Origin of the sequence: Pseudomonas antarctica (genome assembly GCF_900624995.1) — a bacterium.
GTDB classification, from domain to species: Bacteria; Pseudomonadota; Gammaproteobacteria; order Pseudomonadales; family Pseudomonadaceae; genus Aquipseudomonas; species Aquipseudomonas antarctica.
The window spans coordinates 1-2,926 of record NZ_UYXQ01000225.1; the positions used below are offsets into that span (position 1 = coordinate 1).

Below are 2,926 nucleotides of genomic sequence, written 5' to 3' on the forward strand. Positions count from 1 at the left end.
AGCGGATCCGGGTAGTTTCATGACAAAAAAGTAGCCATCGTTTGAGCATCACTGCCGAAAAAGTCACAGCGACCCTCAAAAATAAAAAAGTTCCATTGATTCGAAAAAGAATTCAGAATTGCGCTGACTGTTGCCGAGGAGCGTCTTCAAAGCGTTCCGGCATCGCGATCTACCGGCTATTTGCGAGGCAAGCAATGAGCACAGCACAGATGACCCGTCCGCCACAGACCCTCTACGTCAGCATCCGTCGCGATGAGTTGCGCCAGCTGAAAGACGAGCGCGATCAGCTTCAACAGGAAGTCTTGCGCCTGCGCTCACACTTGCAAGCCCAAATCAGCCAAGCGTCCGGCACCCAGCCCGCCCTTTGCTGAACGTGAGCTGAACAAACCGTTCAGGAATAACTCACGAAGTTTTCACACTCGCCTCCCGATACTCCCGCCGAATAGGGCCGCCCACGTGTGGCAGCCCGCTGTTGCGCGCACTCCTGTGCGACGACGGGTACTTTTGGGGTTGGAGCGCTGGATGGCGATGTTCAAACGCAGCACCACGTCTGCGAAAGGTTTTGATTGGGCCGGCCTTGGCTGGTTGTTTCTGTTTTTCTGGTATTTCTCAGGCATCACCCAGCTCTTGATCCAACTGACCGGCACCTCCGGTTTCAGTGGCTTTCGCCAAGCGTTCTTCCTGAGTGCATTCTGGTTGGCGCCGATGTTGCTGTTCCCCCGCCAAACACGCGTGCTCGCCGCCTTGATCGGTGTGGTGCTGTGGGCCTGTTCCATGGCCAGCCTGGGTTACTTCTTCATCTACCAGCAGGAATTTTCGCAGAGCGTCATCTTCATCATGTTCGAGTCGAACATCTCTGAAGCTGGCGAGTATGCGACCCAATACTTCGCCTGGTGGATTGTGCTGGCATTCATCGCCCATACCGCCCTGGCGGTTTTCCTGTGGTCCCGCCTGCGTCCGGTTTACCTGCCCCGCGGCCAGGCGATACTGGCAGCGACCGCCATTGTATTGGCCGTTGTCGGTTACCCGCTGGTTAAACAGATTGCGACCAACCCGACCATGGAGTTGGCCATCGACGGTTTCGAAAGCCGCGTCGAACCCGCGGTGCCTTGGCAGATGATCGTCGCCTACCGTCGCTACACCGAACAGCTCAACAGTATGCAAGGCATGCTGACCAGTGCCAGCAAGATCCCGCCCTTGAAGAACCTCAAGGACACCATGGCCGGCCAGCCTTCCACTCTGGTGCTGGTGATCGGCGAATCCACCAACCGCCAGCGCATGAGCCTCTACGGCTACCCGCGCAACACCACCCCGGAACTGGACAAACTGCGCGACCAATTGGCCGTGTTCAATAACGTCATTACTCCGCGCCCCTATACCATTGAGGCGCTGCAACAGGTACTGACCTTCGCCGACGAAGAGAACCCGGACCTGTACCTCAAGACGCCATCGATTGTCAGTGTGATGAAACAGGCGGGCTATAAGACCTACTGGATCACCAACCAACAGACAATGACCAAGCGCAACACCATGCTCACGACCTTTTCCGAGCAAGCCGACGAGCAGGTTTACCTCAATAACAACCGCAATCAGAACGCCCGCCAATACGACGGCGACGTGCTTGCGCCGTTCGCCAAAGCACTGGCCGACCCCACTGAACGCAAGTTCATCGTGGTGCACCTGCTGGGCACCCACATGAGCTATCAGTACCGCTACCCGCCAACTTTCGACAAGTTCACCGACCGCCAGGGCGTACCGGCCGGCATCAGCGATGAACAGTTGCCGATCTACAACAGCTACGACAACGCGGTGCTGTACAACGACTTCGTGGTATCGAGCCTGATCAAGGACTACGCCAAGGCCGACCCGAATGGCTTCCTGTTGTACCTGTCGGACCATGGCGAGGACGTGTACGACTCGGTCGGCCACAGCACCCTTGGGCGTAATGAAGGCAAGCCAACCGCACCGATGTATACGATTCCGTTCATGGCTTATGCCTCACCGAAGTGGCGTGAAACCCACGACTGGAGCTTTGCCAGCGACTTGCAACGCGCCTCCATCAGTTCTCAATTGATTCATACTTGGGCTGACTTGGCCGGTTTGAGTTTCGATGAATGGGACCGCAGCAAGAGCCTGGTCAATGCCAGCTTCAAGCCGCGACCGCTGATGATTGGCGACCCCTACATCGGCCAGAAAAAAGGCTTGATTGATTTCAGCCTGCTCATGCCGAAGAAACCGGGTGTCTCCGAAGTGGTTGCCAAGTAACAAGGGCAGCCGCAACATAAAGATAACAATCATTCTCGTTTAAGCCTAAAGTTCCTCGCCTCCTTTCGTTTTTGGGCCATGGCCTTCCCTTTCCGGGGTGGCCTCAAAGACGACAAGGAGTCTGCCGCGATGTTTGCGCCCTTTACCCGTTCCATGACCCTCTCCCTTGGCCTGTTCGGCGCCGTTGTAAGCCCGGACATGCTGGCCGAAACCGCCCCCGAACACCCGCCGACCAAAGCCCTTGAGCTGGGTGCTACCAGCATCACCGCCGAAGGCCTGGGCACCACCACCGAGCACACCGGGGCCTACACCACAGGCTCGATGAGCACCGCCACCAAGCTCAACCTGTCCATCAAGGACACCCCGCAGTCAGTGTCGGTGATTACCCGTCAGCAGATGGATGACTTCAACCTCAATACCCTGACCGAGGTGTTACGCCAGACCACCGGCGTCAACGTCCAGCACTACGACTCCGACCGCGTCTATTATTCGTCCCGTGGGTACGCCATCACCAATTACCAGATTGACGGGATGCTCAATACCTTCGGCTATATGAAGTCGGACTCAGACACCATCATCTACGACCACATCGAAGTGGTACGCGGCGCAACGGGCTTAACCACCGGTGCGGGCGACCCCTCGGCCACCGTCAATATGGTCC

At 57.1% G+C, this 2,926-nt stretch carries 3 protein-coding genes; all 3 read left to right on the forward strand.

The window, feature by feature from the left end; translation table 11 throughout:
• Window positions 1–194 precede the first annotated feature (194 nt).
• Window positions 195–371, forward strand: coding sequence for a DUF6026 family protein (locus tag E0F99_RS30210; protein WP_156795351.1), 177 nt, complete (start codon window positions 195–197; stop codon window positions 369–371).
• A 151-nt stretch (window positions 372–522) separates the two neighbouring features.
• Window positions 523–2,265: a phosphoethanolamine transferase CptA gene (locus tag E0F99_RS29495; protein WP_083358690.1), complete on the forward strand. Its 1,743-nt coding sequence runs from the start codon at window positions 523–525 to the stop codon at window positions 2,263–2,265.
• 129 nt (window positions 2,266–2,394) lie between these two features.
• Window positions 2,395–2,926, forward strand: a 532-nt coding sequence (locus E0F99_RS29500; protein WP_165447657.1) for a TonB-dependent siderophore receptor, incomplete at its 3' end; no start/stop codon positions are given.